This window comes from Streptomyces sp. NPDC058955 (assembly GCF_042741435.1).
Taxonomy (GTDB): Bacteria; Actinomycetota; Actinomycetes; order Streptomycetales; family Streptomycetaceae; genus Streptomyces.
Genome location: NZ_JBHYKM010000013.1, coordinates 28,351 through 53,570, shown reverse-complemented (window position 1 = coordinate 53,570; position 25,220 = coordinate 28,351). Strand labels below are relative to the sequence as shown.

At 74.7% G+C, this 25,220-nt stretch carries 27 protein-coding genes and 1 pseudogene; 19 read left to right on the top strand and 9 right to left on the bottom strand.

Going from position 1 to position 25,220, the window contains the following annotated elements; genetic code table 11:
- Positions 1–107: 107 nt before the first annotated feature.
- Positions 108–869: pseudogene (locus ACFW1I_RS08395) on the bottom strand (alcohol dehydrogenase catalytic domain-containing protein); the annotation flags it as partial.
- Positions 870–1,077: 208 nt separating this feature from the next.
- On the opposite strand from ACFW1I_RS08395, the gene ACFW1I_RS08390 reads away from it, so the two are divergent.
- Positions 1,078–1,254: a hypothetical protein gene (locus ACFW1I_RS08390; RefSeq protein ID WP_384667447.1), complete on the top strand. Its 177-nt coding sequence runs from the start codon at positions 1,078–1,080 to the stop codon at positions 1,252–1,254.
- A 216-nt stretch (positions 1,255–1,470) separates the two neighbouring features.
- Here the strand turns inward: ACFW1I_RS08390 and ACFW1I_RS08385 are convergent, their stop codons facing one another.
- The 3 genes from ACFW1I_RS08385 to ACFW1I_RS08375 all read right to left on the bottom strand — a co-directional run bounded on the left by ACFW1I_RS08385 (position 1,471) and on the right by ACFW1I_RS08375 (position 3,303).
- Positions 1,471–1,743: a hypothetical protein gene (locus ACFW1I_RS08385; protein ID WP_384667444.1), complete on the bottom strand. Its 273-nt coding sequence runs from the start codon at positions 1,741–1,743 to the stop codon at positions 1,471–1,473.
- Positions 1,740–2,201, bottom strand: coding sequence for an Hsp20/alpha crystallin family protein (locus tag ACFW1I_RS08380; RefSeq protein ID WP_384667441.1), 462 nt, complete (start codon positions 2,199–2,201; stop codon positions 1,740–1,742). The genes ACFW1I_RS08385 and ACFW1I_RS08380 overlap by 4 nt, the downstream gene beginning before the upstream one ends.
- Before the next feature lie 196 nt (positions 2,202–2,397).
- The gene (locus tag ACFW1I_RS08375; RefSeq protein WP_384667440.1) at positions 2,398–3,303 is read right to left on the bottom strand and encodes a universal stress protein; all 906 of its coding nucleotides are present in this window, start codon (positions 3,301–3,303) and stop codon (positions 2,398–2,400) included.
- 178 nt (positions 3,304–3,481) lie between these two features.
- On the opposite strand from ACFW1I_RS08375, the gene ACFW1I_RS08370 reads away from it, so the two are divergent.
- The gene (locus ACFW1I_RS08370; protein ID WP_384667438.1) at positions 3,482–4,108 is read left to right on the top strand and encodes a CBS domain-containing protein; all 627 of its coding nucleotides are present in this window, start codon (positions 3,482–3,484) and stop codon (positions 4,106–4,108) included.
- Between the two features lie 51 nt (positions 4,109–4,159).
- A complete protein-coding gene (locus tag ACFW1I_RS08365) occupies positions 4,160–4,846 on the top strand; it encodes a response regulator (RefSeq protein WP_384667435.1) in 687 nt (228 codons plus the stop codon).
- On the opposite strand, the gene ACFW1I_RS08360 is transcribed toward ACFW1I_RS08365, so the two are convergent.
- From ACFW1I_RS08360 to ACFW1I_RS08350, 3 genes are all read right to left on the bottom strand, one after another.
- The gene (locus tag ACFW1I_RS08360; RefSeq protein WP_384667433.1) at positions 4,843–6,588 is read right to left on the bottom strand and encodes a GAF domain-containing protein; all 1,746 of its coding nucleotides are present in this window, start codon (positions 6,586–6,588) and stop codon (positions 4,843–4,845) included. The genes ACFW1I_RS08365 and ACFW1I_RS08360 overlap by 4 nt on opposite strands.
- Positions 6,589–6,744: 156 nt before the next feature.
- A complete protein-coding gene (locus tag ACFW1I_RS08355; protein WP_384667432.1) occupies positions 6,745–7,602 on the bottom strand; it encodes a universal stress protein in 858 nt (285 codons plus the stop codon).
- Positions 7,599–8,153, bottom strand: coding sequence for a universal stress protein (locus ACFW1I_RS08350; protein ID WP_384667430.1), 555 nt, complete (start codon positions 8,151–8,153; stop codon positions 7,599–7,601). The genes ACFW1I_RS08355 and ACFW1I_RS08350 overlap by 4 nt, the downstream gene beginning before the upstream one ends.
- A gap of 244 nt (positions 8,154–8,397) precedes the next feature.
- Between ACFW1I_RS08350 and ACFW1I_RS08345 the strand changes: the two genes are divergently transcribed.
- From ACFW1I_RS08345 to ACFW1I_RS08310, 8 genes are all read left to right on the top strand, one after another.
- A complete protein-coding gene (locus ACFW1I_RS08345) occupies positions 8,398–9,024 on the top strand; it encodes a CBS domain-containing protein (RefSeq protein ID WP_384667428.1) in 627 nt (208 codons plus the stop codon).
- A 26-nt stretch (positions 9,025–9,050) separates the two neighbouring features.
- On the top strand, positions 9,051–10,040 hold the full coding sequence (locus tag ACFW1I_RS08340) for an Acg family FMN-binding oxidoreductase (RefSeq protein WP_384667425.1): 990 nt from the start codon (positions 9,051–9,053) through the stop codon (positions 10,038–10,040).
- A gap of 187 nt (positions 10,041–10,227) precedes the next feature.
- Complete coding sequence (locus tag ACFW1I_RS08335) at positions 10,228–10,881, top strand: CBS domain-containing protein (protein ID WP_384667422.1); 654 nt, start codon at positions 10,228–10,230, stop codon at positions 10,879–10,881.
- A 384-nt stretch (positions 10,882–11,265) separates the two neighbouring features.
- The gene (locus tag ACFW1I_RS08330; protein WP_384667419.1) at positions 11,266–12,468 is read left to right on the top strand and encodes an MFS transporter; all 1,203 of its coding nucleotides are present in this window, start codon (positions 11,266–11,268) and stop codon (positions 12,466–12,468) included.
- 46 nt (positions 12,469–12,514) lie between these two features.
- Positions 12,515–12,949, top strand: coding sequence for a heme-binding protein (locus tag ACFW1I_RS08325; RefSeq protein WP_384667416.1), 435 nt, complete (start codon positions 12,515–12,517; stop codon positions 12,947–12,949).
- Positions 12,946–13,311 (top strand): nuclear transport factor 2 family protein, encoded by a 366-nt coding sequence (locus ACFW1I_RS08320; RefSeq protein ID WP_384667413.1) that lies wholly within the window; start codon positions 12,946–12,948, stop codon positions 13,309–13,311. The genes ACFW1I_RS08325 and ACFW1I_RS08320 overlap by 4 nt, the downstream gene beginning before the upstream one ends.
- 17 nt (positions 13,312–13,328) lie before the next feature.
- Positions 13,329–14,168, top strand: coding sequence for an aldo/keto reductase (locus ACFW1I_RS08315; RefSeq protein WP_384667410.1), 840 nt, complete (start codon positions 13,329–13,331; stop codon positions 14,166–14,168).
- Between the two features lie 78 nt (positions 14,169–14,246).
- Positions 14,247–15,248 carry a TIGR03571 family LLM class oxidoreductase gene (locus ACFW1I_RS08310; protein ID WP_384667407.1) on the top strand — a complete coding sequence of 334 codons (1,002 nt, stop codon included), beginning with the start codon at positions 14,247–14,249 and terminating at the stop codon, positions 15,246–15,248.
- 13 nt (positions 15,249–15,261) lie between these two features.
- Here ACFW1I_RS08310 and ACFW1I_RS08305 read toward each other — a convergent pair whose 3' ends face one another.
- Both ACFW1I_RS08305 and ACFW1I_RS08300 read right to left on the bottom strand, forming a co-directional pair.
- Complete coding sequence (locus ACFW1I_RS08305; protein ID WP_384667405.1) at positions 15,262–16,596, bottom strand: cytochrome P450; 1,335 nt, start codon at positions 16,594–16,596, stop codon at positions 15,262–15,264.
- Positions 16,593–17,906 (bottom strand): wax ester/triacylglycerol synthase domain-containing protein, encoded by a 1,314-nt coding sequence (locus ACFW1I_RS08300; protein WP_384667402.1) that lies wholly within the window; start codon positions 17,904–17,906, stop codon positions 16,593–16,595. Before ACFW1I_RS08300 ends, ACFW1I_RS08305 begins: the two co-directional genes overlap by 4 nt.
- Before the next feature lie 21 nt (positions 17,907–17,927).
- Here ACFW1I_RS08300 and ACFW1I_RS08295 point away from each other — a divergent pair, with 21 nt between their 5' ends.
- The 8 genes from ACFW1I_RS08295 to ACFW1I_RS08260 all read left to right on the top strand — a co-directional run.
- Positions 17,928–19,253 carry a cytochrome P450 gene (locus tag ACFW1I_RS08295; RefSeq protein ID WP_384667399.1) on the top strand — a complete coding sequence of 442 codons (1,326 nt, stop codon included), beginning with the start codon at positions 17,928–17,930 and terminating at the stop codon, positions 19,251–19,253.
- Positions 19,250–19,786: an NUDIX domain-containing protein gene (locus tag ACFW1I_RS08290; protein WP_384667396.1), complete on the top strand. Its 537-nt coding sequence runs from the start codon at positions 19,250–19,252 to the stop codon at positions 19,784–19,786. Before ACFW1I_RS08295 ends, ACFW1I_RS08290 begins: the two co-directional genes overlap by 4 nt.
- 37 nt (positions 19,787–19,823) lie before the next feature.
- Positions 19,824–21,461, top strand: a complete 1,638-nt coding sequence (locus ACFW1I_RS08285; protein WP_384667394.1) for a prenyltransferase/squalene oxidase repeat-containing protein — start codon at positions 19,824–19,826, stop codon at positions 21,459–21,461.
- Positions 21,461–21,691 (top strand): acyl carrier protein, encoded by a 231-nt coding sequence (locus ACFW1I_RS08280; RefSeq protein WP_384667391.1) that lies wholly within the window; start codon positions 21,461–21,463, stop codon positions 21,689–21,691. Before ACFW1I_RS08285 ends, ACFW1I_RS08280 begins: the two co-directional genes overlap by 1 nt.
- Positions 21,691–22,923 carry a beta-ketoacyl-[acyl-carrier-protein] synthase family protein gene (locus ACFW1I_RS08275; protein ID WP_384667389.1) on the top strand — a complete coding sequence of 411 codons (1,233 nt, stop codon included), beginning with the start codon at positions 21,691–21,693 and terminating at the stop codon, positions 22,921–22,923. Before ACFW1I_RS08280 ends, ACFW1I_RS08275 begins: the two co-directional genes overlap by 1 nt.
- A gap of 170 nt (positions 22,924–23,093) precedes the next feature.
- On the top strand, positions 23,094–23,633 hold the full coding sequence (locus ACFW1I_RS08270; RefSeq protein ID WP_384667386.1) for an SMI1/KNR4 family protein: 540 nt from the start codon (positions 23,094–23,096) through the stop codon (positions 23,631–23,633).
- 97 nt (positions 23,634–23,730) lie between these two features.
- Entirely contained in the window at positions 23,731–24,948 is a 1,218-nt protein-coding gene (locus tag ACFW1I_RS08265) for an RNA ligase (protein WP_384667384.1), read from the top strand.
- A gap of 2 nt (positions 24,949–24,950) precedes the next feature.
- Positions 24,951–25,220 (top strand): AAA family ATPase (locus ACFW1I_RS08260; RefSeq protein ID WP_384667381.1); only part of this gene is annotated, 270 nt, incomplete at its 3' end.

Below are 25,220 nucleotides of genomic sequence, written 5' to 3'. Positions count from 1 at the left end.
GATCGGCGAGGTGCTCACCGGCCGGGGGGGCGGGGGCCCGGCTGGGGGGCACCCATGCTGTGCCGGCCCCGGGCTAGCGGCGCGCCGGGCCCCACACGGCCGCCGGCGTCGACGCCGGCGTCGGGGCCCCGGCCCTGGGTGACGTCCCGGACCCGTTCGATCGGTTCGACGCCGTCGTCGGCCGGGTCGATGGTGTGTACGCCGCGGGCCGCCGCCCGGGCGCGCCGTTCGGGCACCGGATCGATGCCGACGACGAGTCCGGCGCCGCGCAGCAGCGCGATGCGACCGGCCATGTCACCGATGGGCCCGAGGCCGAGGACGGCGACGGAACCGCCGGGGGGCACGTCCGCGTACTCGACCGCCTGCCATGCCGTCGGCAGGACGTCCGAGAGGTAGACGAAGCGGTCGTCCGGCGGCCCCTCCGGGACCGGGATGGGAAGGGTGTCGCCGAACGGCACGCGCAGGTACTCCGCCTGGCCGCCCGGCACCTGCCCGTACAGCTTGGTGTAGCCGAACAGGGAGGCCCCGGTGCCGTAGGCCCGCACCTGCGTCGTCTCGCACTGGGAGTGGAGGCCGCTCCCGCACATCGCGCAGGTGCCGCAGGAGATGGTGAACGGCACCACGACCCGGTCGCCGGGTACGAGGCGCCGCACCTCGCGGCCCACCTCCTCGACCACGCCCATCGGCTCGTGCCCGAGCACGTCGCCCGGGTCGAGGAACGGTCCGAGCACCTCGTACAGATGCAGGTCCGATCCGCACAGCCCGCTCGTCGTGATCCGCACGATCACGTCCGTGGGTTCGCGGATCTCCGGGTCGGCCACGGTCTCCACGGAGACCTTCCGCCGCCCCTGCCACGTGACGGCCTTCATCGCGGCCACCTTCCTTCCCTGTGAACGGCGTACGGAGGTCGGCCTCTACCCGGGCCGAGCGGCGCTACTCCTCATTCGCGGCACCTTCTCCGCGAAACCATGGAAAACAGAACAAAAGCCGTGTAAGCGACTCAGCGTGGGCGTCCCGGGTAGGCGCTGCTCGACACTTCCGGCCGAATGCCGGACCCGGAACGAGGAGATGGCCGCGATGGACACGCGGATCGACAGGGACGCCGCCGACGAGATCTTCTGGCACGACGACACGCTGTCCACCCACCGGCCCGCCGTCGCCACCCCGGATGTGGGGTCGCCGGACGATCAGGACGACGTCGACCGGGGCGTCGCCCCGCGCGAGGAACGGAACATCATCCGGGGCGAGGACTGAGACACACGTCCCCGACGGGGCCGGCGACCTCCGGGCGCCCAGCTGCTGCGCGGCGCCGGGTTCGAGGCCCCCGGAGGCCCTCGGGTGATCACGTCCGCAACGGAGTGCTCTCCGGGTGACCGCCGTGGGTGGGCGTCGAGGGCTTCGGCGGTGCAGGTCACGTCCCCGAGGCCGCCGGCTCGGAGCGGTGCTCGGTGTCGTGGGCGACCAGGGTGGTCAGTCCGGCGTGGCGGGTGTCGGGGTGTTCGTCGAACAGGCGGAGTACGTCGCCGAGGATCGGCGAGGCGTGCGGTTCGGCGTGGGACGCCCGGCGTACAGGGCCCCTCCGGGGACGACGCCGTCGTATCCGCTGACATCGGTGGCGGCGTCCGCCGGGAGAACGTCGGCGTCCAACCCGTCGTCGCGCAGGGTCCGGCCGATCTCGTCGGCGATGCCCGCGGTGGCATCGTGCCTGCTGACGTACGCCACCAGCACCCGTTTCGTGTTCACCACCGGTCCTCGGCTTCACCGGTGGTGCCTGCCCGCTTCACCGGGACGGTCCGCGCCGTACGTGTCTCCTGTGCGGGCATCGGGACGCGGACGGTCAGGATGCCGTCCTCGTACGACGCCTCGACGGCGGCGTCGGCGGGGACCGTCTCCGGGAGGCGTAGGGTCCTGCGGAAGGCCCCGTAACGGAACTCCGAGCGGTCCTTGCCCTCGACGCTCCCGCTCTGTTCGGCGCGCACGGTGACGAGGTCGTCGTCGACGGTGAGGGTGATGTCGTCGGGGTCCATGCCGGGGAGCTCTGCCCGCAGCACGTAGACACCGTCACCGTTCGTGACCTCCACCGGGATGGAGTGCGCGGCGGTGGCGGGGCGCCAGCCGGGAAGGCCGGGGAACTCCCGGCCGAACCAGCCGTCGAAGTCGGGGAAGGGGCTGTGCCGGCGTTCCGCCTCGGCTCCGGTCATCGTTCCGCTCCTCACGTGCGCGTCGGGGCGCCGCCCCGGCCGGGTGTCCCCCCACGGGGCCCGGTACCGGCTCCGCGGCTCCACCCTTCCGCGCGGAGGCCGCGCGGTGCAGTGTCCAACGGGGCTGCGGGGTGGGGCCGAACGGTCCTGAACCCGGGGGGACCGACCGGCCCATCCGCTCCGGACAGGGTGTCGTTCAGGGGGTGCCGGCCTCCGTCGCGAAGTCGGCCGGCACGATCTGCACGGGACACGGGGCGTGGTGGATGAGGGCGTGCGCGACGCGGCCGAGGGCCGGTCCCACTCCGAGCGGCCGGTGGCTCCTGCCCATCACGAGCAGGTCGGTGCGGGCGGCCGCCTCGACGAGGATCCCGGGGGTCGTGGTGCCGGTCTCCACGTGCGGGGTGACGTTCAGGTCGGGGTACCACTCGCGGACGCGGTCGGCGAGGCCCCGCACCTCGTGCACGCGCCGCCGGGCGGCCCCGTCGAGGTCGTCGACCATGGTCGCCACGCTGCCGACGCGGGCCAGGATGTTCCACACGCTCACGATCCGGAGCGACGCCTTGCGGGCGGTGGCCTCGGCCGCGGCGAACAGCAGCCACCCCATGTCGGCGGAGTCACGGACGGCGGCGGTCACGGAACCCGACTCGGGTCGGTCGGCCGCGCCGCGCACGACGATCACGGGCACGTCCGCCCGGGCGGCCACGCCCAGTCCCACGGAGCCGAGCAGGAGGCTGGAGAAACCTCCGAGGCCCCGGTGCCCGACCACGATCGTCTTGTCGTCCCCGGCGGCCTCCCGGAGACCGGCGACCGGCTCCTGACGTCCCAGGGTGCGGGTGACGACGAGGTCCGGATGGCGCCGCGTGACGGCGGCCGCGGTCTCGGCCAGCAGGTCGCGGCCGGCCTCCCGGATCTCCTGCATCCGCTCCGCGTCGCTCCAGTAGGCCCGCCGGTCGGTGTCGGCGGCGTGCACGAGGTGCAGGGGCCGCGACCGGAAGTGCGCCTCCTCCGCGGCCCAGAGCACGGCGGTCCGCGCCGAGGGAGACCCGTCGACGCCGACGACCAGATCGCCCACCTCGGGACGGACGAGGTTCTCGTTGTCCATGCTTCCTCCTGGGGCGTACGGGACGACACTCCCCACGCTGGCACCACCGCGCGCCGACCGCGAGGGGCCGATCGGCTCTTCCGGGATCGCCGGCACCGGCGGAAGCCGGGAGGGGACACCATGGAGGAGGCTTCCGATGCGCTCCGCACCGCCTTCGCGCTACTCCGTCAGTGATGTCATGACCCACACCGTCGTGGCGATCGGCCGTGACGCGTCGTACAAGGAGATCGTCGCGCTCATGGACCAGTGGTCGGTGAGCGCCCTGCCCGTGCTGGAGGGGGAGGGGCGTGTGGTGGGGGTCGTCTCGGAGGCGGATCTGCTGGCGAAGGAGGCGTTCCGGGGCACGGATCCGGAGCCTGCGCGGTTCGGCGACGCGGCGAAGGCCGGGGCGGTGCGGGCCGGGGACCTCATGTCGAGCCCGGCCGTGACCGTGCACGCGGACGCGTCCCTCGCGGAGGCGGCGCGGATCATGGCCCTGCGGAGGGTGAAGCGGCTTCCGGTGGTGAACGGGGTCGGGCTGCTGGAGGGGGTCGTCAGCCGGAGCGACCTGCTCAAGGTGTTCCTGCGCGAGGACGACGAGATCGAGGCGGAGATCCGCCGTTCGGTGCTCGGGGGCGGGGCGCTCACGGGGCTGGACGTGACCGTGGCGGAGGGAGTCGCGACCTTGCGGGGCACACTCTCCGACCGCGCCCTGGTGCCGCTGCTCGCGCGTGCCGCCCGTGCCGTCGAGGGGGTCGTGGACGTGCGGATGGAGCTCGCCGGCCCGGGCGACGCCTCCGGGGACGCCCACGACCTCGCCCCATGACGGACAATCCTTGTGGGGGCGGGTCCGTACCCATCGAGCACAGGGGTCGCCATGACCGAGCTTCCGGCCGCCGGGGCACCCACCCGGGTCTTCCTCGTGGACGACCACGAGGTCGTACGCCGGGGACTGCGCGACCTGATCGACGACGAGCCCGACCTGCGGGTGGTCGGCGAGGCGTCGACGGCGGAACAGGCTCTGGCCCGAGGGCCCGCTCTGCGCCCGGACGTGGCCGTGCTGGACGTCCGGCTGCCCGACGGGGACGGGATCGCCGTCTGCCGGGAGCTGCGGTCGCGGATGCCCGGGCTCGCGTGCCTGATGCTGACCTCCTTCGACGACGAGGACGCGCTGCTCGACGCGATCATGGCGGGGGCGGCGGGGTACGTCCTCAAGCAGATCAAGGGCTCCGACCTGGTGTCGGCGGTACGCACCGTGGCGACGGGACAGTCGATGCTCGATCCGGCCACCACCGCCCGGCTGATGCGCTCGCTCCGGGATCCGGAGGCGGCCCGGCCGCCCGAGGACGAGCGGCTGGCGGCGCTCTCCGAGCGCGAGCGGTCCGTGCTGGAGCTGATCGGCGAGGGGCTCACCAACCGGCAGATCGCCAAACGGCTCTATCTGTCGGAGAAGACGGTCAAGAACCACATCTCGCGGTTGCTCGGGAAGCTGGGGGTCGAGCGGCGGGTGCAGGCCGCCGTGCTCGCCGCGCAGGCCCACGAGCACGGTCCCGAGAAGGGTTAGCGGCCTTCCTCGTCGTCCGCCGGGAGGGGAACGCGCCATTCGAGCAGTGTTCCGCCGCCCGGTCCCGCGTGGGGCCGGACGGACAGCGCACCGCCCCGGCGCTCGGCCCGTTCGGACAGGTTGCGCAGCCCTCCGTCGGTCCGGTCCGGTGGGATGCCGACCCCGTCGTCGCGCACGGTCACGCCGAGGACGCCCCGCTCCGCGCGGACGGCGACCTCGACCCGGTGGGCGTCCGCGTGCCGGGCCACGTTGGTGAGCGCCTCCCCGACGACCGCGACGACGTCGTCGGCCGTCCCGGCCGGCACGTCCGTGTCGAGCAGGCCCTCCATCCGAAGCGCGGGGGCGAACCCCAGGGTGGCCGCGGCCGCGTCGACCGCGGTGACGACACGGCTCCTGAGTTTCGGAGCGGTGCCGGGGGTGTCGTGTTCCCGCAGGCCGAAGATGGACGATCGGATGATCTTGATGGTGGCGTCGAGGTCGTCGATGGCCCGGGTGAGCCGGGCCGCCGCCTCCGGATGCTCGACGAAGCGCCGGGCGCTCTGCAGGGTCATCCCGGTGGCGAACAGGCGCTGGATCGCGAGGTCGTGGAGATCGCGGGCGATCCTGTCCCGGTCCTCCAGGAGGACCACCTGCTCCGCGTCGCGGCGGCGGTCCGCCAGTTCGAGGGCGAGGGCGGCCTGGCCGGCGAATCCCGGGAGGGCGACGGTCTCCGAGTTCACGAACGGTGCCCGGCCGCGGCGCCGGGTGAGGATCAGTACGCCGCTCAGCCGCTCCTTGGTGCCCACCGTGACCGCCACCGCGGGACCGAAGCCCTTCCACCGTTCGGGCTGCACGGTGACCCGCTCGTCGCTCTCGACGTCCGCCACGGTGACCAGGCCGTCCTTCTCCGCGAGTGCGGCGGCGGCGAGCGTGCCCTCGCTGCTCGGCAGGACGACTCCCCTGTGGAGATCGCATCCTTCGCCGCGGGCCAGCGAACCGCGCAGTTCGCCGCCGGCGCCCACCAGGTAGAAGACGCCCATGTCGGCGCCGGCGATGTCCACCGCCTGCTCCAGCATGCCGTCCAGGACCTCGGCCTCCCCCGTACCGGAGAGCAGGGCGCTGGTGAAGTCGGAGCTCGCGGCGAGCCAGCGCTGCCGGCGGCGCCCCTCCTCGTACAGCCGGGCGTTCTCGATGGCGATGCCCGCGGCGACGGCCAGGGTGGTCACGACCGCCTCGTCCTCGGCGTCGAAGTCGGCTCCGCCGCGCTTCTCGGTGAGGTAGAGGTTCCCGAACACCTCGTCGCGGACCCGGATGGGAACGCCGAGGAACGAGTGCATGGGGGGATGGTGGGGCGGGAAGCCGTACGAGGCCGGGTGCTCGGACAGCTCGGACAGGCGCAGCGGCTCCGGGTGGCGGATGAGCTCCCCGAGGATGCCGTGTCCGGACGGGAGGGCTCCGATCCGCCGGTGGACGTCGTCGTCGATGCCGATGGGGAGGAACGAGGAGAGCCGCCGGTCCTCGCCGATGACGCCCAGCGCCCCGTACCGGGCGTCGACCAGGGATACGGCGGCCTCGACGATCCCCCGCAGCACATGTGGAAGGTCGAGCTCCCGGCCCACGGACATGACCGCTTCGAGCAGCCCGGTGAGCCGGTCCCGGGTGCCGCGCACCTCGTCGATGCGTCCCTGGAGTTCGTCGAGCAGTTCGTCGAGCCGGAGTCGCGGCAGTCTGTGGTCGGCTGCCCCGGCGCCTTCCCCACCCATCGGAACCTCCGGTCGCGTCCGGAACGGACGGCATCCGCCGTACCCGGTCTCACGGTAGTCCGGATGGCCCGACGGGTCCTGCCGAGCGCCCCGTGGGCCCGTGGTCCGGGAGCGTCGTCGGGCTCCTCCGCCGGGGCCGCCGCCCGCGGCCCCGGCTCACCCCGCGGGAACGGTGATCACGGGGCAGTGGGCGCGGTGCAGCAGGCCGTGGACGACCGAGCCGACGCGCATCCCGCTGTAGCCGCCTCGACCCCGGCGCCCGACGACGACCGCCAGGGCGTGTTCGGCGGCGTCGGCGAGCAGCTCGACGGGCGAGCCGACGAGCACCTCGTGGGTGAGCCGTACGTCGGGGTACTTCTGCGCCCATCCGGCGGTGGCCTCCGAGAGGAGCCGGCGTTCGGCGTGGAACAGGGTGTCTCCGGTGCGGAGGGTGAAGACCGGCGGCTGCCAGACCGCGATGGCCCGCAGGGCGCAGCGCCTGAGGTCCGCCTCCTCGAAGGCGAGGGCGAGGGCGGCCCGGGAGGACTCGCTGCCGTCGACGCCCGCGACGAGGTACCGAGGGTCCTGGGTGATGTGCTCCGCGTCGCCCACCACGACGACGGGACAGCGAGCCCGGGCGGTGACGGGCACGACGAGGGAGCCGGCGCTGAGGAACTCCTCGGCACGGCTGAGGTGCCGGGAACCGAGCACCACCATGGCCGCCCGCTGGGCCAGACCGGCCATCACGGTCGCCGGGGCTCCTTCGAGGAGCGTCGTGCCGACGCTCACGTCCGGCTGCCGGGCCGCGACCCGGTCCGCCGCGGCGCGCAGCGCGTCCGCCGCGCGCCGGGTCCGTGCCTGGTGGCCGGGTGTGTCGCCGGCGCGCCGGTGGTCGTGCGGCGGCGGTACGGCGGCGGCGACCCGGAGCGCCAGCCGTCGGCGGTGGGCCTCGTCGGCCGCCCAGGCCAGGGCCAGCCGTCCTTCGCGGGCGGGGTCGATGCCGACGACGATCTCGTGGTGGCCGGTGGCGGTCATGAGGTGCTCCCGTGTCCGGGCCCGTGCCGGGGAACGAGCTCCACCGGGCAGTGGGCGTGTCTCAGCAGGGTGAGGGCGGTGCGGCCGGGCGCCGGGCCGGAGGGGCCGGACGGCCGGTCTCCACCGGCGACCAGGAGGCCGGCGTCCCGGCTCGCTTCGACGAGTGCCCCGATGACGCTGGGGTGCTTCGTGCCCTCGGTCTCGACCGTCAGTCCCGGGAACTCGTCACGGAGACGGCCTGCCATGCGGGTGAGGACCCGCGCGTGCTCCTCGGCGGCCGCGCAGGCACGGGCACAGGGCATCGACCCGGCGCCCGTGGGACGGGCCGTCCGCCACACGTGGAGCAGCCGCAGGGGTACCCGCCGCCGCAGGGCCTCGTGGGCCGCCGTCCGTGCGCAGCCGAGGTCGCCGTCGTCCCGGACCGCCGCCAGTACGGCGCCCGGGAGGAGGGGCGCGGCGGGCCCCGCCGGGGAATCGTGCCCGTGGGGCGCCCCGTCCGCGTCGGCGACGACGGTTCGTCCGGGGTTCCGACGGCCTGGGGTTCCGGTCATGACGGCTCCCTCGCGGGGTGCGGGACGACTGTCCCCACCCTGGCATCCGGCTCCCGCCGTCCCGGAGGGCCGGTGGGGGCAGAGGCGGGGCCGAAGGTCCCATGGGTGACGGCGGGGCGGCGGCGGCCGGGTCCGGTCGGGCCCGCGGGTGGACCGTTCGGCCCCTCGCGGTCGCCCCGGTGGTGGCGGACGGTGGTGGCGAGGGGACCGGTCCGCCGTCGACGGCGCGAGGAGGAGGACCGCGATGAAGCCCATGAAAGTCGGTCGTCTGATGACCGACGACGTGGTCAGCGCGCTCGCCGGCGCGTCGTTCCGGGAGGTGGCGAGGCTGCTCGCCGAGCACGACATCGGCGGACTGCCCGTCGTGGACGACGACGACCACGTCGTCGGAGTCGTCTGCGGAAGCGACCTGCTGACCCGCAGGTCGCCGACCGCCCGGGGCGTGATGACGGCTCCGGCCGTCACCGTGCACGCCGAGGAGGCGGCGCCGGACGCGGCCCGGCTGATGGTGCGGCGCGGTGTGGCCCGGCTTCCCGTGGTCGACGAGGAGGAACGGCTGGTGGGCATCGTGACCCGCCGCGATCTGCTGCGGGTCTTCCTCCGCCCGGACGCCGAGATCGGACGCCGCATCCGCGAGGAACTCCTCGCCGACGCCATGGCGCTGCCCGCGGACGCGGTCGACGTCCACGTCCTGGACGGCGTCGTCACGCTCGAGGGCCGGCTCAGGCGGCGGAGCCAGACCGTGATGCTCCTGCGGCTCGCCGAGCGCGTGGAGGGCGTCGTCAGCGTAGTGGACCGGCTGTCCGCCCGCGACGACGACACCCCTCTCCCTCCCCCGTCCCCACGGACGGCCCACCGCTTCTCCGAGTGATCGCCCTCGCACAGACAGGACGCATCGTGTCTCCCACCGCTCTCCCCCGCCCGCTCGTCACCTCCCTGATCGAGGACGCCGTCACGGCTCCGTCCATGCACAACGCCCAGCCCTGGCGGTTCGTCCACCGGGCGGCGTCCGGCACCGTCGAGCTGTACGGCGACCCGTCCCGCGGCATGCCCCGGCAGGATCCCGACCACCGTGCCCTTCACCTCGGCTGCGGCGCGGCCCTGTTCGGCCTGCGCGTGGCCGCCGTGCACCGGGGCCTGCGCCCCGCCGTCCGGCTGCTGCCTGCCCCCGCGGACCCCTGGCACCTCGCCGACGTCCGTCTCGACGGTCCCGAGCACGCCGACGACGGTCTCGACCTCCTGTATCCCGCCCTGTCCCGCCGGCACACCAGCCGGTTCCCCTTCACCGAGGAGCGGATACCCGCCGAACTGCTCGCCGGTCTCGGTGCCGCCGCCCGGGTGGAGGGCTGTCATCTGGTCGTCCCGGGCGACTGGCACACCGACACCGTCATGGGCCTCGTCCACGCCTCCGAGCTGTTCGAGGCGGCCGATGACGCCGTACGGGCGGAGATCGCCGCCTGGACACGTACCGGCGAGTCCGGGGAAGCGGCCCGCGCCGACGGCATCCCCGCCTACGCCCTCGGACCGCGGCAGTACGACGTGACCGCCCCCGTCAGGGACTTCGGCGCACCGGGCCGGGTGTCCGGCCGTCCGTCGGCGCGGTTCGAGAGGTACCCGCAGATCGTGCTGCTCGGAACGGCGGAGGACACCCCCGAGGCATGGCTGAGGGCGGGACAGGCGATGCAGCGGATCCTGCTCCAGGCCACCCTCGACGGGCTCGCCACCTCCCTGATGTCTCAGCCCCTCGAATGGCCGGAACTCCGTTTCGACGCGCGGGATCCCCTCTCGGCGATCGGTTACGTCCACATGGTGTTCCGCCTGGGTTACGGACCGACGGGCCGGGCGACGCCCCGGCGACCCGCGTCGGAGGTGCTCGACTTCGCCTGAATCGCCGTCATGCCGCGGTTCCCGTCACGTCGGCGCCGCCGCGCAGGCCCCCTGAGGGGGACCCGCTGCGCGACCGCGTCGACCGCGAACTGGGCTGGACGGCCGTCGTGCCCCGCTCCGGCGAGGCCGTACTGATCCGCTGACGTGGGTCCTTCCGCACGACTCCCGTCCTCCGAAGGGGACCGACATGACCTCCCGACCGTTCACCGTCTCCGACGTGATGACGAAGAGGGTCGTCGCCGTGCGGCCCGACACGTCGTTCAAGGAGATCGCCACCGCCATGGAGCGCTGGAAGGTGACCGCGCTTCCCGTCCTGGAGGGGGAGGGCCGGGTCGTCGGCGTGGTGTCCGAGGCCGACCTGCTCCTCAAGGAGGAGTTCCACGGCCACCGTCTGGGCCTGGTCGAGCAGGTGCGCCGGCGCGACGCCACCGCGAAGGCCGGTTCCGACCGGGCGGCGGACCTCATGAGCACGCCCGCCGTCACCATCGGGCCGTCGGCCCCGCTGCCGCAGGCCGCGCGTCTCATGGCCACGCGCCGGGTGAAACGGCTGCCGGTCGTGGACGCGGACGGCATGATCCAGGGCATCGTCAGCCGCTCCGACCTCCTCAAGGTCTTCCTCCGCCCGGACGAGGACATCGCGGCGGAGATCCGCCACGACGTCGTCGCCCATCTGTTCCCCCTGTCGCGGGACCGGATCGAGGTCCGCGTCGAGGGCGGAGTCGTCTCCCTCACCGGCGCCGTTCGCGACGGCACGCTCATCCCGGTTGCCGAGCGTCTGGCACGGGTGGTCGAGGGCGTGGTGGACGTCCGCTGCGGCCTCACTCCCACCGCCGGGGCATGACCACGACGGCCGTCCGCGCGTCCGGCGCGTCGCACGGGCCGGATTCCTGGTCTCGGCGGCTCGGGTCTCGTGCTTCCGGTCCTGCCCGGTGGACGGCACCGACTTCGAGCCCCACGTGGTGCCCGGCGTCACCGAGCGTGGCCTGGAGCCCCCCGCGCGGCGTAGACCTCGCGCCCGGCCCGCAGGATGCGTCGGTGGTCGACCTCGGGTTCGTGCCTCGGCGGACGTGCCGTCGCCGCGACCGGTTCCCGGCCTTCCCTCTGCCTGCACATGCCAAGATCGCCACCGCCCCACCCATACCCGCGCTTGCATGTATGGCGCGCATGCAACTATTGTCAAAGCATGCAAAGGGATCGTTCAAGCAATTCCGGGAACGGGCGAACCATGCCGCTCGCACTCCTCGCCCTGGCCGTCGGCGCCTTCGGCATCGGCACCACAGAATTCGTGATCATGGGCCTGCTGCCCGAGATCGCCGCCGACTACGGGGTCACCATCCCCACCGCCGGCCTCCTCGTCACCGGCTACGCGCTCGGCGTCGTCGTCGGCGCTCCCCTGTTGACCGTCCTGGGCAACAAGGTGAGCCGCAAGCGGATGCTCATGGTCCTGATGGGCCTGTTCGTGGTCGGCAACCTGGTCTCCGCCGTCGCGCCGAGCTTCGGGATGATGCTGACCGGCCGGGTCGTCGCCTCGCTCGCCCACGGCTCGTTCTTCGGCATCGGTTCCGTCGTCGCCGCCGGGCTCGTCGCCCCGGACAAGAAGGCCGGCGCGATCGCCACCATGTTCACGGGCCTGACCGTCGCCAACATCGTCGGCGTCCCGCTCGGCACCTTCATCGGGCAGGCCGTCGGCTGGCGCACCACCTTCGCGATCGTCGCGGCCCTCGGCGTGATCGGTCTGCTCGGCATCGCCAAGCTGGTGCCCGCCATGCCGCGCCCCGCGGGCGCCCGCCTGCGCGGCGAGCTGGGTGCCTTCCGCAACCCGCAGGTGCTGCTCGCGATGGCGATGACCGTCCTCGGTTTCGGCGGCGTGTTCGCCGCGATCACCTACATCGCGCCGATGATGACCGAGGTCGCCGGCTACTCCGACGGCGCCGTCACCTGGCTCCTGGTCCTCTTCGGCGTCGGCATGTTCCTCGGCAACCTGATCGGCGGCCGGTACGCCGACCGCGCGCTGATGCCCCTGCTGTACGTCACCCTCGCCGGGCTCGCGGCCGTCCTCGCGCTGTTCACGGTCCTGGCCGAGTACAAGATCCTCGCCGCGATCGCGATCCTCCTCATCGGCGCGCTCGGCTTCGCCACCGTGCCCCCGCTGCAGAAGCGGGTCCTCGACCAGGCCCACGGCGCCCCGACCCTGGCGTCGGCCGTCAACATCGGCGCCTTCAACCTGGGCAACGCCCTCGCCGCCTGGCTCGGCGGCCTCGTGATCGCCGGCGGCTTCGGCTACACCTCGCCGAACTGGGTCGGCGCCCTCCTCGCCGCGGCCGCCCTCGGCCTCGCCTTCTGGTCCGCCGCGCTGGAGCGCCGGGCCCCCGCGACCACGCCGGCCGAGGCGTCCGTCGCCGCCGCCCCGGCCCCCGTACACCACTGACCCACACCCCGGCCCACCCCACACCACTCCCCCAAGGAAAGGCGCCATGAGCACCCCCACCACCTCCGCCACCCTCACCCCGCTGACCACCGCCGACGCCGAGATCCTGGTCGCCACCGCCGCCCGTGCCGCCGAGGCCGCCGGGGTCACCGTCAGCGTCACCGTCCTGGACGCCGGCGGCCACCTGCTGGCCTTCCGCCGCGACGACCGCGCCGTGCTGATCTCCGGCGAGACCAGCACCCGCAAGGCGTACACGGCGCTCCAGCTCGACGCCCCCACCGCCGACCTCGTCGACCTGGTCAAGCCGGACGGCCCCTTCCACAGCCTGACGACCGCCCTCGACCGGCCGCTGCTGTTCATCGCCGGCGGCATCCCCGTCCACCGCGACGGCCGCCTCGTCGGCGCCATCGGCGTCGGCGGCGGCGCCCCCGAGCAGGACCACTCCTTCGCCGCGGCCGCCCTCGCCGAGCTGGCCCGATGACCGGCGCCCACCCGCTGCACCGCACCCCGCGGGAAGTCTTCGCCGACCACGGCACGCGGCTGGGCACCGGCGACCTCGACTCCATCAGCCTCAACTACGCCGAGGACGCGGTCTTCGTCACCCCCGACGGCGTCCTCACCGGACGCGAGGGCGTGAAGCAGGGCATCGGCCATCTCCTCGCCGACCTGCCCGACGCCGACTGGCGGCTCACGGAGCGGTTCGCCGGAGACGTCCTCCTCCTGGAGTGGACCGCCACCACCGCCACCCACCAAGTCTTCGACGGCGTCGACACGTTCGTCTTCCGCGACGGACTCATCAGCGCCCAGACCGTCCGCTACACCCTCGCCCCGCGCACCAAGTGAAAGAGCACCCGCACACCATGACCGCCTCCGCCACCCCCGCCGTCCCCACCGTCACGCTGAACAACGGCGTCGAGATCCCCCAGCTCGGCTTCGGCGTCTTCCAGGTCTCCGACGACGCGACGACCGCCGCCGTCACCACCGCCCTGGAGACCGGCTACCGCTCCATCGACACCGCCGCCATCTACGGCAACGAGGCCGGCGTCGGCCGCGCGCTCGCCGCCTCCGGGCTGCCCCGCGAGGAGCTGTTCGTCACCACGAAGCTGTGGAACGCGGACCAGGGCTACGACGCCACCCTGCGCGCCTTCGACGCCAGCCTGGCGAAGCTGGGGCTCGACCACGTCGACCTCTACCTCATCCACTGGCCCACCCCGGCCCGTGACCTGTACCGCGACTCCTGGCGCGCGCTGGAGCGCCTCGCCGACGAGGGCCGCATCCGTGCCGCCGGCGTCTCCAACTTCCAGCCCGCGCACCTGCGGCGGCTGCTGGACGGCGCCAAGCTGACGCCGGCCGTCAACCAGATCGAGCTGCACCCCGGCCTGCAGCAGGCCGAGCTGCGCTCCTTCCACGCCGAGCACGGGATCGCCACGGAGGCGTGGAGCCCGCTCGCCCAGGGCGCGGTCCTGGACGAGGCCGCGATCACGTCCGTCGCCGACCGCCACGGCAAGTCCCCGGCGCAGGTCGTCATCCGCTGGCACCTGCAGCTCGGCAACGTCGTCATCCCGAAGTCCGTCACCCCCCACCGCATCCGCGAGAACTTCGACGTGCTCGACTTCGCCCTCTCGGACGAGGAGATGCGCGCCATCGCCGCGCTCGACCGCGACCTGCGCACGGGCCCCCACCCCGACGAGCTCAACTGACGCGCACACCCCCACGGGGCTCCGTCACGGGCAGACCGCCCGGACGGGGCCCCGCCCCCACACCCGGAAGGACCCGCCGTGGCATCCCCGCATCCCGCACTCGCCCGCCTGGCCCCGGCCGACGGCCGGCTCACCCTCGGCCTCGAACTCCCCCTCGACAACGACTGGGCCCCCGCCCGCGTCCGCGACGGCGAGACGGCCGGCCGGCCCTTCGGCGTCCCCGACCTGACCGAGCACACCCGCCTCGCCCAGCTCGCCGACCGGCTCGGCTTCGCCGCCCTCTGGCTGCGCGACGTGCCGCTGTACGACCCGGTGCGCTTCGGCGACGCCGGCTCCGTCTTCGAGACGTTCACCCATCTCGGCCACCTCGCCGCCGTCACCCGGCAGGCGGTCCTCGCCACCGGCGCGGTGGTGCTCCCGCTGCGCGAACCGCTGCTGGTGGCCAAGGCCGCCGCGACCGTCGACGTCCTGTCCGACGGGCGGATGCTCCTCGGGCTCGCCAGCGGCGACCGCCCGGTCGAGTACCCGCTGTTCGGGCGCGACTTCGAGGCCCGGGGAACGGCGTTCCGCGACGGCGTCGAGACACTGCGCGCCGCCTGGCGCTCCGGCCCGCTGGAACTCCCCCGGGCCGGCCTGACCTCCGCCATGCAGCTCCAGGTGCTGCCCCGGCCGGTCCACCCGGTCGGCATCCCCGTCGCCGTCGCGGGCGGCGCGCAGCAGAGCCCCGAGTGGATCGCCGAACACGCCGACGCGTCCCTCAACTATCCGCGCGACCTCGGCGCGCTCCGCCTCAGGATCCGCGACTGGCGCAAGCTCTCGGACACCGGCGCGGGCCCGAAGCCCTACCTCACGCCGATGGTCCTGGACCTCCAGGAGGACGCGGCCGCACCCGCGCGCCCCATCCGCCTCGGTCTCAGCACCGGCGCCACCGCGCTCCGCCACCGACTGGAGGAGATGGCCGACCTCGGCGTCTCCCACGTCTCCTTCAACCTCCGCCCGAACATCCGGCCCGTCGACGAGGTCCTGCAGGAACTCGCCGAGACCGTCCTGCCCCACTTCCCCACGCCCCGCCCGGTGTGATCGCCGCCGTGCGTCACGTCCCGCGCCGGGCGGCGAGACGCATCGGCAGCGGGCCCGGCGAGAGCACGATCCGCGGCGCGGGCCGGGGCGGGCGGGCGGTGGCGGGGGTGAGCTGCCAGCGGGCGGCGACGGAGGCGAGCGCGAGGGTGGCCTCGGTCATGCCGAAGACGTCCCCGATGCACTTGGTCGCCCCCAGGCCGAAGGGGAGGAACGCGTCACGGGGGACCTCGTCGGCGGTCCAGCGGGCGGGGTCGAAGCGGTCCGCGTCCCGGAAGAGGCCGGCGCGCCGGTGGACCAGGTAGAGACAGCACATGACGACGGTTCCGGCGGGCACCCGTCGCCCCGCCAGCTCGGTCTCGTGGACGGCGGTGCGGGTGACCGCCCAGGCGGGCGGGTAGAGCCGCAGGACCTCGCGGATCACGTCGGCGGTGAAGGGCAGCGCGGGCAGGTCCGCGTAGCGGGCCGGGCGCCCGTCGAGGACCGTGTCGGCCTCGGCGTGCAGCCGGGCCGTGGCCCCGGGATCGTCGGCGAGCAGGCGCAGGGCCCAGGCGAGGGTGGACGAGGTGGTCTCGGCGCCGGCGAGGACCAGGGTGGCGACCTGGTCGCACAGGTCGGTGTCGGTCAGGGGCCGTCCGTCGGCGTCGCGGGCGGACAGGAGCAGCGACAGGGCGTCGCCGTGGTCGGTTCCGGCGGCCCGGTACGCGGTGATGATCTCCGCGACTCCGGTGCGCCAGGCGGCCAGCGCGCGGCGGTAGCGGCGGCGCGCGGGCGAGGGTACTAGGTCGACGGCGGGTGCCACGACCCGGGTGTAGACGCCGGCCATCAGGACGTCGAGGGCGGCCCGCAGCTCCTCGGCGGCCCGGTCGGAGATCCCGGCGGAGAAGAGGGTGCGGACGGCGACCGCGGTGGTGAGCCGGAAGCTCTCCCGGGTGAGGTCGACGACCTCGCCGGGCCGCCAGCGGGCGGTGAGCGCCTCGGTCTCGGCCGCCATGGTCGCCGCGTACCGCTCCATGAGGGCCTGTCGGAAGGCGGGCTGGAGGGCCCGCCGCTGCCAGAGGTGCTCGGCGTTCGGGCAGGTGGCGAGGCCGTTCCCGAGCACGGCGCGGATCTTGTCGTAGAGCACTCCGCCCCGGTCGAAGACGCGCCGGTCGGTGAGGACCCGCCGCACGAGCCCGGGCTCGTGCACGACGTGCATCGTGCGCCTGCCGAGCCGGACCCGGACGACGTCGCCGTGGGAGGGCAGGGAGTCGAGGAAGGCGAGCGGCCGTCCGGCGAGGTGCGGGAGATGTCCGACGAGCGGCCAGGCACCGGGGGCGTCACCGAAGGCGGTGGGCGCGGGGGCGCTCACCGGGCGGCCTTCGCGCCGGCGGGATCCGCCGCCTCCGATTCCCGCTCCTCGGCCAGCCGTTCGAGGGCGGTGAGGGCCGTCTCCCAGTGCTCCGGGAGCCGTTCGGCGTCCGGGAGGGCGGCGTCGGCGAGGAAGGTGGTGTGGAGGCGTCGGCGGTGGGTGGCCCAGGCGACGAAGAGCGGCTGTCCGGGCACCCGTACCGGGAGCGGGTACGCGGCGGTGGCGGGCGTTCCGTCGAAGCCGAGGGGACGGCGGATCCGCAGGTCGGCGACCATCAGCGGGGTGTAACGGGCGTCCACGGCGCGGCCGAGGGAGAGCTTGCCGATCCGGTACGGGAGGCGGCGCAGCACCGCTCCCTGGGCGTCGGCGAGCGCGGCGAGGCGCCCGTAGTCGACGGCCCGGCCGAGCGCGTCGAGCCGCCGGTCAGGGTCCGGTTCGCCGCAGGGCAGGTCGAGGCCGGCGACGGCGACCCGGTTGCCGAGGAGCGGGTACGGCTCCCGGGGGTCCCGGACGCCGATCCCCATGCCGGTGCGCAGTCCGCGCCCGTGGCCCGGACCGCCGGGTGCCCAGTCGTCCGGGTGCCAGGCGCGGACGGTGTCGGCGATGAGCGCCAGGCAGAGCTGGGGGACGGTGGTGCCGAGGCGGCGGCCGAGGGTGTGGAGCCGGGTGAGCGCGGTGTCGGCGAGGGCGACGGCGGGGCGGTGGGAGGGCGGGGTGTCGAGCGCCGTCCACCAGGTGTTCCGGCCCGGCGGGCGGAACTCGGGCAGGACCGCGCGCCAGCGCACCGGCCGGCGTCGGGCGAGCCCCGCCCGGACCCGCGCGGGCCGGGCCTGCTCGTCGCCGAGGAGGTGCTCCAGGGTGGCGACGGCGGCGGCCCCGTCCTGGAAGGCGTGGTGGGCGCGGTAGCAGAGCCCGTACCCGGTGCCCGCCTGGCGGACGAGCCACACTCCCCACAACGGCCGGTCCCGGGGCAAGGGTTGTTCGACGGCCTCGACGACGGCAGCCGCCGGATCGGGTGAACCGGGTAGCTCGTACAGGTGACGTGCGGGATCGAATGCGGGGTCGGGCTCCCAGTGGGGGCGGCGGGCGCTCCCGCCCAGCCGGTAGGCGAGTTCGGGCAGGTCCTCCACCCGCCGAGCGAGCCATCGCACCAGCTGCTGCCGGGACGGTGGAGCCCCCTCCAGGGTGACGAATCCGCCGAGGTGGAGGGCGGTGTCGCTGGGGTGCAGCGCCGCCGTGTCGAGGGAGAGCCGGTCGAGGAGGGCGAGGGGGACGGTGCCGGGTCGCCGCTGAGAAACTGAAGATCGCACAGGCCGCTACGATACGTCATCATGCAGTCACCCAACGTGAGTTCACCGTCGTTCGGCGTCGTCCCCGCACCTCCGTCACCCGAGGCCCGGGCCGTCGGGGGACTCCCCGACCTCCTCGACGACGCCGTGGTGGCCGCGTGGACGGCCTCCGGTGCCCCGCTCGTCGACCTGCTGCGCACCGCCTGGGTCCCGGGCCGGCTCACCGGCTTCCGGCGGGGCGGGCGGGACGCGGTCCTGGTGACCCACCCGCGCCACGTCCACCAGGTCCTCGGGGTCGGCGGCGACCGCTTCGTGAAGCGGACCCATCGCGCCCGTCCGCTCATCGGGAACGGGATGATCAGCGCCGCCGGGGAGGAGTGGCGCTCCCAACGGAAGCTGCTGCAGGCCCCGTTCACCGGGCGCGGGATCCAGCGCTGGGAGCACCACATCGCGGGCGCGGCGCGGGCGATCGCGGACCGCTGGGCGGCGCGGGCGCGCACCGGGGAGCCGGCGGACCTCGCCGAGGACGCGCAGTTCTTCACGGTGGACACCATCTGGCGCTCGCTCACCGACCACCCCCTCGACAGGGCGACCTACCGCGACCTGGCGGGCGTGCAGGAGATCGTGGCCGCGCTCCCCGCCGACGTCGGTGGCGGCGCCGAACTGCCGGCGCCGGCCGCGGCGGCGCTCGCCGCGCTCGACGCGCGGATGCACCGGGCCATCGCGGACGCCCGCGCCCGCCACACGGCGGGGGCCGCCGGCACCGGACTCCTCTTCCGGCTGCTCGACGCGGCGGAGACCGACCCCCGCTACGACGACCGGCTGATCCGCGACGAGCTGGTGACCCTGCTCGTCGCCGGCTACGAGAGCAGCGCGCGCACGCTGACCTGGGTGTTCGTCCTGCTCGACCGTCATCCGGAGGTGGCGCGGCGGGCGGCGGACGACCCGGCGGCCATCGAGGGCGTGATCGCGGAGACGCTGCGCCTCTACCCGACGGGGTGGCTGCTCCCCCGGCAGGCCGAGGCCGACGAGTGGCTGGACGGCCTGCGGATCCCGGCCGGCACGGACGTCCTCGTCTGCCCGTACCTGACCCACCGCGACCCCGAAGTCTGGCCCGACCCGGACGCGTTCGTGCCCGATCGCTTCCCGCCGCGGACACCGCCGCCGCCGGGCGCGTACCTCCCCTTCGGCATCGGTCCGCGCGCGTGTCTCGGCACCCGCTTCGCGATGCGCGAGATGGAGGTGCTGCTCGGACTGCTCCTCCCCCGCTTCGCGATCGAGGCGGCCGCACCGGCGGGCGAGCCCGTCTTCGGCCTCAACCTCCGGCCGGACGGCCCGTTCCTCGCCCACGTCCGCGAGCGCGGATGAGCCCCCGGACGGAACCGCGCGGACCCGACGGCGGGGAACGGGTGGACTTCGTCGACCTCGGCGACCGGGTGGTCGCCCAGGGCTGCCGGGAGGGACGGGCCCCGCACGGTCTGTTGCGCCGGTACGCGGCGACCGTCTGCACCGACCCGGCGGGCCGGGTCCTGCTCTACCGGCGCTCCGCCCGGGCCCGCGCCTACCCCGGGCACCACGACGTCCTGATCGGCGGCGCGGTGCGCGCCGGGGAGGAGTACCGGACGGCCGCGCTGCGCGAACTGCGCGAGGAGCTCGGCTACGAGGCGGTGTCCGGCCTCGTCGAGGCGTACCGCTCCCGGGTGGACGACCCGCACGGCGCCAGCATTCTGACGGTCCATCAATGGCGGACGGACCGCTCGCCCCGGCCGGATCCGGGCGAGATCGCCTGGTGCGGCTTCGTCCCGCCGGCCACCGTGCTCACCGACCGTTACGCGCCCCTGGTGCCGACGGGTGCGGAGGCGGTCCGCCGTCTCTTCGCCCACACCGCGCACTCGTTCTGACCGCCGACCCGCTCCGACCCCCTGAGGACTCACCGACATGACCTTCTGCGCGCCGCCGTTAAGCGGTGCTTCCCTCGCCGTCCCCGGTGTCCGCGGCGACTCCCCCGGGCCCGACGGCCGGGCGCTCGACCGGGCCCGGGCGCGGCTGGCCGCCCGGCTGACCACGGCGGCCGCCCCCGACGGGCTGCTCCGCGCCCCCTGCGACAGCCGTCTCCTGGAGTCGGCCCTGGCCCTGCGCCTGCTCACGGCGGTGGGGGTGGACCCCGAAGCCCAGGACCGTCTGGTCCGGCGGCTGAAGACGGGACTGGACGAAGGGCCACCGGACCCGCTCCAGGAGGCCGTGGCCCGCGCGGCGCTGGGCGAGTACACGGACGGCGCCGCCGCCCTGGAGCGGCTGCTCGACGGCTTCCCCCACTTCACCGCCGGGCGCAAGCGGCTGATGTTCCGGACGGTCCTGACGGAGCTCGGCGCCCACCCCCACACCCCCCTCGACGACCCCGCGACGGCCTTCGACGTCCGCGGCCAACAGCGCTGGCTCGTCACGGAGATGACCGCACTGAAGGTCCTGCACTGCTTCCACGCCGAAACCCCCGGCCTGGTCACGGAGGAGGACTGGGGGACGCTGGCGTCCGGCGCGCGGCCGGGCCCGCCGCAGTACGCCAACCACCTCGCCCGGCTCCTGGCCCTGCTCGCGCTGCGGCACGGCCCCCGGTACGCCGAGGCGGTCCGCGCGCGAGCCGGAGAGGTGCGGAGCTGGCTGCGCCCGGACGGCGGGGTGCCCTTCATCACCGGCATGGACGTCTTCGCGACGGCCACCGGCGGGCTCGCGCTGGCCGGCGCGGGCGCCCCGGCGCACACGTTGGTGGTGCTCGCCGACGCCCTGACGGGGCAACAGAATCCCGACGGCGGCTGGGGGTTCGACCGGTCCGTCGCGCAGAGCGATGTCGACGACACCGCGTACTGCCTGGAGTTCCTCCGCACGGTGGCGCACCGGGCGCGGGACGAACGGCCCGTGCTCGGGCGGGCGGTGGAGTCCGGAGAGGGATACCTGCTCGCCCGGAGGGGTGCGGACGGCGGCCTGCCCACCTTCGAGAAGGGGACGGACTCCGAGCCGGCGATGACGGCGGCCGCCGTCCACGCGCTCGCGCCCCGGCCCGGCCTGGGCCCGGTGGTCGCCGATGCCGTGCGGTTCCTGCTCGACCGGGAGGCGGCGGGCGGGCCGTACGAGCGGAGCTGGAGCCTCAACGAGAGCAACGCGCTGTTCCGTACCGTCCTCGCCCTCGACTCCTTCCGGGCCTCGGCCCCTCCCGACCATCCCGCGCTCGTCCCCTCGGCCCGCGCCCGGGCGCGGGCCGTCGCCCGGCTCGTCTCCACCCAGCGGGCGGACGGGGGCTGGGCCCATGTGCCCGGGGAGCCGGCCGATCCGATCAGCACGGCGTACGCGCTGATCGCGCTGGCCCGCACCCCCTCGGCCGGGGACCGCACGCGGCGCGCCGTCCGGTACCTGCTGGAGCGCCAGCGCCCGGACGGCGGCTTCGACTCCCGACCCGATCAGGCGGGCCCGCGCCCGCTGGCGTACCACGTGCCGCTCCTGACGGACGTGTGCGTGCTGCTCGGCCTCAACCACGCGGCTGCCCTCGGGCACCGCCCCGCACTTCCCACCGAGGAGACCTGATGACCTTCGAGGAACTCATCCAGCTGTTCGCCGAACTCGGCCTCGACACGAACGGGTTGACCCGGGAGACCGGCCGCGAGGAGGCCGGTCTCGACTCCCTCCTGCTGACCGAGCTGGCGCTGGTGCTGCGCAAGGAGCGGGGCGTGCCCGTCGAGGAGGAGGAGCTGTACGCGGCCACGACGGTCGGCGCCATCGAGCGGCTGGTCGCGCGCGCCTCGGAGACGGTGTGATGACGGCGGCGGGCGCCCGGCGCGGGGGTACGGGTGCGGGGATCGCCGTCACCGGGATCGGGCTCTTCACCCCGGCGGGCGCCGACCGGGCCACGACCTGGGAGGCCGTCCGCGCCGGGAAGTCGACCGCCGTGCTCGGCGACGCGGGCGGGGTCCCGTTCGTGGCCTGCCGGGCCCCCGAGCCGCGGGTGCCGAAGGGTGCGGTGGCCCGGCGCCCGGATCGTGCCGCGCTGTTCGCCCTGTCCGCGGCGGGCGAGGCGCTCGCCGACGCGGGCCTGACGGAGGCGGTCCGGGACGGCGTGCGGACCGGCGTGGTCGTCGGGACGGGCGCGGGCGGCGTGGAGACGTACGAGCGGGAGCTGGCGGTGCTGCGCACCGGCGGGCCGCGGGACCTGTCGCCGTTCGCGGTGCCGGGGGCGCTGCCGAACGGGGTGGCGGGGCAGCTCGCCGTCGAGTTCGGCCTGCGCGGACCCTCGCTCGCGGTGGCCACCGCCTGCGCGGCCGGCGCGAGCGCGCTCGGGGTCGCCCTGGACCTGCTGGCGGCCGGCCGGTGCGACGTCGTGCTCGCGGGCGGCGCGGAGGCCGGCCTGACCCCCTTCTACGTGGCCGGTTTCGACCGGCTGCGGGCGCTGTCGCACCGCTTCCACGACCCGGCCGGCGCCTCGCGCCCCTTCGACGCGGCCCGGGACGGCTTCGTCATGGGCGAGGGGGCGGGCTTCCTGGTCCTGGAGCGGGCGGCGGACGCGGCGGCGCGCGGGGCGGGGGTGCGGGCGCTGATCTCCGGGTACGGGGCGGCCTCGGACGCCCACCACGTGGTCGCGCCGAGGCCGGACGGGGCGGGCCTGCGGGCGGCGGTACGGGAGGCGCTCGCCGAGGCGGGCCGCGAGCCGGCCGACGTCGACCTGGTGAACGCGCACGCCACCGGCACGCCGCTGGGCGACCGGGTGGAGGCGTCGGTCTTGGCCGCGCTCTTCCCGCACCGGCCGCCGGTCACGTCCACGAAGGGGGTCACCGGACATCTCCTGGGGGCCGCCGGCGCGGTGGAGGCGGCGCTGACGGTGCTGTCGGTGGCGCACGGGACCGTGCCCCCGACCGCGAACCTCGCGGAGGTGGGCGAGGACATCACGCTGGACGTGCCGACCACCGTACGCGCGGCCCGGATCCGTACCGCCGTCTCGACCTCGGTCGGCTTCGGCGGCCACAACGCCGCCTTGGTCGTCACCGCCCCGTAGGCGCGCGCGGCCGGCGCCGGGATCTCGCGGGACGGGCCCTCCGCCCGCCCGTGAGATCCCGGAGCGGCGCACCGGGCGGCCCGCAACCCGGGCTCCGTGCCGGGCGATTGGAGATCGTCCGGGACCTCTGACAGGGTGGCGATCAAGCGTTCGAGTCGAGGGGGTACCTCATGGAGCAGTCGGTCGTCGCGGAGATAGCGGAGCTGATGGGCGAGCCCCGCTTCAACTGGACGGACCCGGGGCCGTGGGAGGAGATGGAGCGGGAGTTCGGGATGCGGTTCCCCGACGACTTCCGGGCGATCGTCGACGCCTACGGGTCGATCCTCCTCAACGACCACGTCTACCTCCTCCACCCTGCCCGGCACCTGCTGCACAGTCTCGACCGCCATGTCCGGGACGACCTGGAGATGTGGCGCGAGGAGGACATGGCGGAGTACCTGCCCAGCCCGGTGGGCGCGGGGCCGGGCGAGCTCATCCCGGTGGCGACGTGCGTGACCGGGGAGGCCGTCTTCCTGTGCGTGCCCGACGACGACTCGGCGAAGTGGCGCGTCGTGGTGCAGGAGTTCGACAGTCCGGCGTGGACGCTCTACGAAATGACCTTCCGCGAGTGGCTGCTCGCCTACCTCAAGGGCAGGGACGTCACCGTCTGCGTCCGCGACCGGGCGCCCGACGGCCCGTTCTACGAGTTCCTGCCCGGTGGTCCGAACTGACGGCCGGCCGTCCCGGACCGCGGGCGCGGACAAATTCGCTGGTCGGAGCGGCCGCTCCCGCTGAAGAATGAGCCTCCTCGCACACGGGAGGGAAACCATGAGCCAGGCGTACCTGACTCTCGACGCGCTGCTGCCGCCCCAGGAGCTGGCCGCCGCGATCGAAGCCGGGCATGTGACCCGCAAGTCGCATCCGGAGCTGCCGCTGTCCATCTACACGTACACGCGCAGCTGTCAGTACGAGGGCGTCTGGACCGGCGTCACGACCCGCTGCCGCGGTCTCGTCGCCGACGACCGCACGGGGCGGGTGGTCGCGCTTCCGCTGCCGAAGTTCTTCAACGTCTCCGAGCACGCGTCCGGTCGGCCCTACGCGCCCGCGCTGCCCGACGAGCCGTTCGAGGTGTACGAGAAGGTCGACGGGAGCCTCGGTCTGGTCTTCCACTACGAGGGGCGCTGGCGGGTCGCGTCCAAGGGCTCCTTCATCAGCGCCCAGGCGACCTGGGCGCAGCGCCGGCTCGACGCGGCCGACACCGCGCGGCTGGTGCCCGGGGTGACGTACCTGACGGAGATCGTCTACCCGCAGAACCGGATCGTCGTGGACTACGGCGACCGGCGGGACCTCGTGCTGCTCGCCGCGTTCGGGGCCGACGGCACGGAGATCGGCCTCGCCAAGGCCGCCCGCGCGTGGGAGGGCGTCGGGTCGGTCGTGACCGTGCACCCTTCCATGCCGCTCGAAGCGCTCGTCAAGCTGACCGAGACGAACACGCTGCCCGACGGCGCCGCCGCCACCGGCACCGACGCCGAGGGCTTCGTGCTGCGCTTCGCGTCCGGGGTGCGCGCCAAGGCCAAGCTCACGGAGTACGTACGGCTCCACAAGGTCCTCACCGGGGTCACCGAGCGCGACATCTGGCGCGGGCACGGCATCCAGCGTTTCGCCGGTACGTCGGCCAAGCGGCTCGCGCAGGGGCTCGGTCTGTCCGTCGCGGAGCTCGGTGGCGTCCGGTCACACGGCGGGCGTCCGCTGGACGCGCTCCTGGAGCAGGTGCCGGACGAGTTCGACGCGTGGGTGCGGTCCGTCATCGCGGGCCTGGAGGAGGCGTTCGCCGCCCGGGAGCGCGCCATCGACGAGGCGTACCAGCGGCTCGCCCCGCTGGCCGGCGACCGGGGCGCGTTCGCCCGGGCCGTGAAGGGGCTGGCGGACCCGACGCTGCGCTCGGCCATGTTCCTGCGCCTCGACGGCCGTCCCACCGACCTGTTCGTGTGGCGTAGCCTCCGTCCCGAGACCGCCGACCCCTTCACCACCGACGAGGAGAACTGACCGTGCCCGTGGTCCATGTGATGACCGGACTGCCGGCCTCCGGCAAGACGACCGCCGCCCGCGCCCTGCAGGAGCGTTCCGAGGGCCGGATGCGCCGGGTCAACCTCGACGACCTGCGGAGCATGCTCGACCTGCCGGGCGGCGACCGCCGCTCGCGCGCCCACGAGCAGACCGTGCTCGACATCCAGGACGTCGCCGTGCGCACCGCCGTCGGGGGGGGCGGCGGCCGGGGGGGGGGGCGCCGCCCCCGCGCGCGCCCCCCCCCGCCGGGG